Here is a 6,848-nt window from a genome sequence, read left to right as displayed (position 1 = left end):
CTACTACTGGGCGAACACGCAAAGCCGCCAGTGCCACTGAGATCAGTTTGCCAACGCATTCGCAAATGATTGCCCTACCAACTTATATCCCAGAAGGCAGCAAAGAAGGAACATCTGCGATTTTCCCTGTGCATTCTGCCAGCTTGGGGCTAGATACAGACTCCCCGCAATATTTGCAACCGTGGCGAGTTGAGGGTTTTTGTCTCAACCCCACCGAGGCAATAAAATTTCTCACTGCTGTTCCCCTAAATGCTGCTAACGAAGAAGATGCCTTTTTGGGTGGAGATTTACGCTTTTGGTCGCAGGTTGCCCGGTGGAGTTTAGATTTAATCTCGCGGTGTAAGTTTTTACCAACAATTGACCGACAATCAGATGGTGCATTTGCTACCAAATGGCAAGTACTTCTAGACAGTGCTGTAGATGGAACCCGCCTGGAAAAATTTTCTGTGAAGATGCCATTGGTTTGTCGTACTTATCAAGAGGGAGTGGGGGGAGAAGAGTTAATAACCAATGCCCAATGCCCAATGCCCAATGCCCAATGCCCAATCTATGTAAACTTTCCAATCGAACCTCAAGAATTACTTTTGGGATTTCTTAACAGTACGATAGATGCCCAAGTGCGAGAAATGGAGGGTTCTCAACCTCCAATGGAAGCTAAAGCAATCGCATCTTTACCATCTGGAGTGCGGCAGTGGTTGCAAGCTTTAACTAGTGCATCTGGTACAGTCAATGCAGATGCAATTGAAGTGGAACGACTGGAAGCGGCACTGAAGGCTTGGACTATGCCGCTACAATACCAATTAACTCTTAAAACTCTATTTCGTAGCTGTTTTCAATTGCGTTCTCCAGAGGCTGGCGAAACAGATTGGACATTGGCGTATTTCCTGCAAGCGGCTGACGATCCTGAGTTTTTGGTAGATGCAGCAACTATTTGGAACAATCCAGTTGAACGATTGGTTTATGAAAATCGGACAATTGAGCAACCACAGGAAACATTTTTGCGAGGTTTAGGGCTAGCTTCCCGATTGTATCCAACAATAGTAGCCAGTTTTGAAACCGAATATCCCCAATTTTCTCATCTCACCCCCATCCAAGCTTATGAGTTTATCAAGGCTGTAGCTTGGAGGTTGGAAGACAGTGGTTTGGGAGTAATTTTGCCTCCCAGTTTGGCGAATCGTGAAGGATGGGCGAATCGTTTGGGTTTGAAAATTACTGCCGAAACCCCAAAGACAAAGCAGGGACGTTTAGGGTTGCAGAGTCTACTAAATTTCCAATGGCAATTGGCAATTGGTGGACAAACTATTTCCAAAGCTGAGTTTGATAAACTTGTGGCTTTAAATAGTCCGCTAGTGGAAATTAACGGTGAGTGGGTAGAATTGCGATCGCAAGACATCAAGACAGCCCAAACTTTTTTTACCACTCGCAAAGACCAAATGGCGCTTTCCTTGGAAGATGCCTTGCGTTTCAGTACAGGGGATACCCAAGTAATTGAAAAATTACCAGTGGTCAGCTTTGAGGCATCTGGGGCATTGCAAGAGTTGATTGGGGCGCTAACAAATAACCAGGCGATCGCACCTTTGCCCACACCAACAGGCTTTCAAGGACAGTTGCGACCTTATCAAGAACGTGGCGCTGCTTGGCTATCCTTCTTGGAACGTTGGGGTTTAGGCGCATGTCTCGCCGACGATATGGGACTCGGTAAAACCGTGCAGTTCATTGCTTTTTTGCTACATCTCAAAGAACAGGATGCACTAGAAAATCCAACACTACTAGTTTGTCCAACTTCAGTGTTAGGTAACTGGGAAAGGGAAGTCAATAAATTTGCACCAAGCCTGAAAATTTTGCAATATCACGGTGACAAACGCCCAAAAGGTAAAGCGTTTTTAGAAGCCGTAAAAAAACACGATTTAATCGTTACCAGCTATTCACTTCTTCATCGAGATATTAAGTCATTGCAAAGTGTCTCTTGGCAGATAATAGTTTTAGATGAAGCCCAGAATGTAAAGAATCCAGAGGCGAAGCAGTCAAAAGCAGTGCGGCAATTATCAGCTACATTTCGCATTGCGTTGACGGGGACACCAGTAGAAAATAAATTGCAAGAATTATGGTCTATTTTAGATTTTCTGAATCCAGGATATTTAGGCAATAAGCAATTTTTCCAGCGGCGGTTTGCCATGCCAATTGAAAAGTATGGGGATACGGCTTCTTTGACTCAGTTACGTTCATTAGTGCAACCATTTATACTGCGGCGATTGAAAAGCGATCGCGACATCATTGAAGACTTACCAGATAAGCAAGAAATGACCGTATTTTGCGGTCTGACTGGCGAACAAGCTGCACTTTATCAACAAGTTGTAGAACAATCTTTAGCAGAGATTGAATCTGCTGAAGGATTGCAACGCCGGGGGATGATTTTGGCTTTACTAATCAAACTCAAACAAATCTGCAATCACCCAGCACAATACTTGAAACAGGCGACATTAGAGCAACATAATTCAGCCAAACTTCTGCGGCTAGAAGAAATGTTAGAAGAAGTTTTAGCAGAAGGCGATCATGCTTTAATCTTTACACAATTTGCTGAGTGGGGTAAGTTACTTAAACCCTATTTAGAAAAACAGCTTGGGCGAGAAATATTCTTTTTATATGGCAGCACCAGTAAAAAACAACGGGAGGAAATGATCGACCGTTTTCAACACGATCCACAAGGGCCACCGATTATGATTCTTTCTCTAAAAGCGGGTGGAGTTGGACTGAATTTAACACGAGCAAATCATGTATTCCACTTTGATCGATGGTGGAATCCAGCCGTGGAAAATCAAGCCACAGATCGAGTATTTCGGATTGGTCAAACCCGGAATGTGCAAGTACATAAATTTGTTTGCACCGGCACTTTAGAAGAAAAAATTCATGACATGATTGAAAGTAAGAAACAACTGGCTGAACAAGTTGTGGGTGCAGGTGAAGAATGGTTAACTGAAATGGATACAGATCAACTTCGCAACTTACTACTACTTGATCGTAGTGCAGTAATTGACGATGATGCAGAATAAGTTTGTAGTCATACCAATTCTATGTGAGGCTGCGCTTTATTCACGTAGGGGCAATTCATGAATTGCCCCTACAGCGCGGTTTTGGGTAAGTTCTATAGGCGCATCTTCAAAAAGAAATGGTATCAGGGCTATTTCATTCTCATCTAGTCCGCCTCAGAATAAATTCTGAGTCTAATAGCACTCATTCGTCTAAAGACGACTAAGAAAAGGTTATAGTCCGTTAAAACGGACTTTAGCTATGAGCCGCTGAACTTCAGTTCTGGGCGGTTTCTGTCTAGAACGAAATAGCCCTGAGTTTGTAGTAAGGACTTTAGTCCTTGATTTGAGCGATAAATCGCTCACTACGAACCAATAACTATTTCTTTCTTCTCTTCCTTTGCGTCCTTCTCTAACGAGACGCTGCGCGTTGGCGTCAGCCTCTCGCAGAGAAGGCGGTTCGTTAAAAAATTCACTTTGACAAAAAGTTAAGCCTTAACTGAACCGTATTAGGTTATGCGTTGTTAATTTGGAATTGATTATGACTAATTACACATTGCAAGCAAGTCGAGAATGGTGGTCACAACAATGGCTAGATTTGCTAGATTCCTATCGCTTTAAAAAGCGTTTGGAACGTGCGAGAAACTATGCTCGTCAAGGAAATGTTTTAAGCATCGAATTTAAAGGTGCAAAAGTATTAGCTAGGGTGCAAGGTAGTGAAGTAGAACCTTATAAAGTTTCCCTTTCCCTTGAACCATTTAGTGATGAACAGTGGGGTTATGTCATTGAAACCATGTCCCAAAGGGCTATTTTTGCTGCCAAGCTACTAGCAGGAGAAATGCCACAAAATATAGAAGAAGTGTTCACAGCTAATGGTCTTTCGATATTTCCATTTACCTTGGCTGATATCCAGAGTAAATGCTCTTGTCCTGATAAAGCAAATCCCTGTAAACACATTGGTGCGGTATACTATCAGTTAGGCGATCGCTTCAGTGAAGATCCCTTTGTACTATTTCAATTGCGCGGACGTACCAAAGAGCAAATTATCAGCGATTTGCGTCAGTTGCGTAGTGCCAAGATTGAACCTAATACCACAGAAACGCCCGATATTCAACAGTCAGTTCCTAATAACAAATACTCTGTAAAAATTGACTCTTTCTGGCAATACAATGAGCCACTAGAATCATCCTTGGTAGTAATTGTGCCCTCCAGCAGCGAGACGGTATTAGATGTATTGGGAGCGATTCCGCTAGCGAAGGAAGAAGAAAATACAGTAAATTCAACTTCGAGTGACGTAGTAATGAAGTATTTGAATACAGTTTACAGAGATGTCAGCCAGCAGGCTGTTCTAGCAGCGATGAATGTGGGAGGAAAATTATGAATTAGGTTGACTGGGTAGTTCAATCTTTACCCATTCCCGCACCGCCCGACGAATTGCCCGTCTGCCATCTGCCCGATTTTGCTCAATCAGTTTCGGTAGATCCCGAATTGCTAAAGTAGGAAATACTAGACTCGTCGCTGACTCGACATATTCCCCATTTTGCAGGTGGTAAATCTTTAGTTCACCGGAGTCATAACACCAGAGTTCTGGTACTCCCAGGCGGGCATAAATGGGAAACCAATTCAGGGACTTACTGGTAACATCAATTTCCAGTGCTAAATCAGGCCGTGGGTCTTGTCTCAAGTCCAGATCGAATCTACCCCGAATCGCAGCTTCATTCTGGAAATAGAAGCAGTTATCTGACTCCAACCCTGCCATTCGGCTTTCTCGCCTCCAAGTAGTCGAACCAAAACTTTCATAGTCGAAGTCGAAATCCAGTACATCAGCGATTTCTTTGACCAAATCGCTAATTACCTCTTTGTAATGTTCGTGTTCAGGTAAAGGTGTCATAATTTCCAAAGTACCGCGATCGTAAGCTAACCGTGCTGCCCGATGCTCTCCCAAGTCTTTTAGAAGATTTTCAAACTGTTGCCAGCTAATGTCGTAAAACATTACTCGGTCTGCTCGATTCTTAACGACTGTCATTGTTACGACCTCCAGAATGTTTTATTGTCCAAACTCAAGCCTAGCCTGTTCTACCAAATCAGCTGTCACAATCTTTTGGTCTGCTTCACGAGCCAGCTGTTCAATTCTGGCTCTAGCTTGAGCGCGGACAAAAAAGGGAATATTTTGTAACTTTTCTTTAGCTTCATCTGTCCATTGCAAAGCATCAATAAAATTCAAATCGCTCATGGTATTAATTACCTTGGTAAGTCGCTCAGTTTAATCAGCAGATTACTAATTTTCCTATAAAAAAAGCCCTTGCTTTTATGCAAGAGCCTCTAAATTCTTTAGTTGTCAGTGATTCAGATAAACCTTACAACCTAGTCGAGGTTGTCCATGAACATCACTGGCTCAGTATCACGGTTAATTCCTTTCTCAAAACCACCAGCAGCAGCCCGTGCGCGACCAGCGTGCCACAAGTGACCAACTAGGAAGAAGAATCCTAGTACGAAGTGAGAAGTCGCCAACCAAGCGCGAGGAGATACGTAGTTGAAGGAGTTAATTTCGGTAGCCACACCACCCACGGAGTTCAGAGAACCCAGAGGAGCGTGGGTCATGTATTCAGCAGCGCGACGAGCTTGCCAAGGCTGAATATCGTTCTTGATTTTTTCCAGGTCAAGACCATTGGGGCCACGTAGAGGCTCCAACCAAGGGCCGCGGAAATCCCAGAAGCGCATGGTTTCACCACCGAAGATAATTTCACCAGTGGGAGAGCGCATCAGATATTTACCCAATCCTGTAGGGCCTTGGGCAGAACCGACGTTAGCACCCAAACGTTGGTCACGAATCAAGAAGGTCAAAGCTTGAGCTTGAGAAGCTTCTGGACCGGTAGGACCAAAGAATTCGCTGGGGTAAACGGTATTGTTAAACCAAACAAAGATTGAGGCAATAAAGCCCATCAGGGAGAGAGCGCCCAAGCTGTAGGAAAGGTAAGCCTCACCAGACCAGATGGATGCACGACGTGACCAAGCAAAAGGCTTGGTAAGAATGTGGAAAATACCGCCAGCAATACAGATAAAGGCAATCCAGATGTGACCACCGACCACATCTTCTAAGTTATCGACGCTGACAATCCAGCCTTCGCCACCGAAGGGAGACTTGATTACATAACCGAAGATAACTGCTGGGTTCAATGTCGGATTGGTAATAATCCGAACATCACCACCGCCTGGTGCCCAGGTGTCATACAACCCACCAAAGAACATTGCCTTTGCTACTAACAGCAGTGCACCGACTCCCAAAATAATCAGGTGGAACCCGATGATGTTGGTCATCTTGTTCTTGTCTTTCCAGTCGTAACCAAAGAAAGAAGAGTATTCTTCTAAGGTTTCTGGACCACGGACGGCATGATAGATACCGCCAAAGCCAAGGACGGCTGAAGAAATTAGGTGGAGTACACCGACAACAAAGTAGGGGAAGGTGTCGATGACTTCACCACCAGCACCAACACCCCAACCCTGAGCGGCGAGGTGAGGTAACAGGATCAAGCCCTGTTCATACATGGGTTTTTCAGGAATGAAGTGAGCGACTTCAAACAAAGTCATCGCTCCAGCCCAGAATACAATCAAACCAGCGTGGGCAACGTGAGCACCCAGTAGTTTACCAGACAGGTTGATTAAACGTGCGTTACCAGACCACCAAGCAAATCCAGTGGATTCTTGGTCGCGTCCAGCGCCGCCTAAGATATTTGGTCTATTAGAGAGCGTTACCACGTGGTAATACCTCCTCAGGGAATACAAATTGTTCGTGGGGTTGATCTTGAGGAGCCATCCAAGCGC

At 44.3% G+C, this 6,848-nt stretch carries 5 protein-coding genes and 1 pseudogene; 2 read left to right on the top strand and 4 right to left on the bottom strand.

Going from position 1 to position 6,848, the window contains the following annotated elements; translation table 11 throughout:
• Together HWQ41_RS28445 and HWQ41_RS28440 are read left to right on the top strand one after the other, a co-directional pair.
• Nucleotides 1-3,050, top strand: a 3,050-nt coding sequence (locus tag HWQ41_RS28445) for an SNF2-related protein (protein ID WP_292770548.1), incomplete at its 5' end; no start/stop codon positions are given.
• Between the two features lie 517 nt (nt 3,051-3,567).
• Nucleotides 3,568-4,407: an SWIM zinc finger family protein gene (locus tag HWQ41_RS28440; protein WP_292770546.1), complete on the top strand. Its 840-nt coding sequence runs from the start codon at nt 3,568-3,570 to the stop codon at nt 4,405-4,407.
• Here the strand turns inward: HWQ41_RS28440 and HWQ41_RS28435 are convergent.
• From HWQ41_RS28435 to HWQ41_RS34395, 4 genes and pseudogenes are all read right to left on the bottom strand, one after another.
• Nucleotides 4,402-5,052, bottom strand: coding sequence for a Uma2 family endonuclease (locus tag HWQ41_RS28435; RefSeq protein WP_292770544.1), 651 nt, complete (start codon nt 5,050-5,052; stop codon nt 4,402-4,404). The genes HWQ41_RS28440 and HWQ41_RS28435 overlap by 6 nt on opposite strands.
• A gap of 21 nt (nt 5,053-5,073) precedes the next feature.
• The gene (locus HWQ41_RS28430; protein WP_292770542.1) at nt 5,074-5,259 is read right to left on the bottom strand and encodes a PCP reductase family protein; all 186 of its coding nucleotides are present in this window, start codon (nt 5,257-5,259) and stop codon (nt 5,074-5,076) included.
• A gap of 131 nt (nt 5,260-5,390) precedes the next feature.
• Nucleotides 5,391-6,782: a photosystem II reaction center protein CP43 gene (gene psbC / locus HWQ41_RS28425; RefSeq protein WP_292770540.1), complete on the bottom strand. Its 1,392-nt coding sequence runs from the start codon at nt 6,780-6,782 to the stop codon at nt 5,391-5,393.
• Nucleotides 6,766-6,848: pseudogene (locus HWQ41_RS34395) on the bottom strand (photosystem II protein D2); the annotation flags it as partial. The pseudogene HWQ41_RS34395 and the gene psbC, both read right to left, overlap by 17 nt.

It is taken from the genome of Nostoc sp. NOS(2021) (genome assembly GCF_017115025.1).
Classification (GTDB): domain Bacteria; phylum Cyanobacteriota; class Cyanobacteriia; order Cyanobacteriales; family Nostocaceae; genus Nostoc.
Note: the sequence above shows the minus strand (reverse complement) of the source record. Positions and strands in the feature narration are given on the sequence as shown.

Bases quoted from the DNA above. Each gene is read 5' to 3' on its own strand.
- HWQ41_RS28440 (WP_292770546.1), top strand. From the start codon at position 3,568: ATGACTAATTACACATTGCAAGCAAGTCGAGAATGGTGGTCACAACAA.
- HWQ41_RS28435 (WP_292770544.1), bottom strand. From the start codon at position 5,052: ATGACAGTCGTTAAGAATCGAGCAGACCGAGTAATGTTTTACGACATT.
- HWQ41_RS28430 (WP_292770542.1), bottom strand. From the start codon at position 5,259: ATGAGCGATTTGAATTTTATTGATGCTTTGCAATGGACAGATGAAGCT.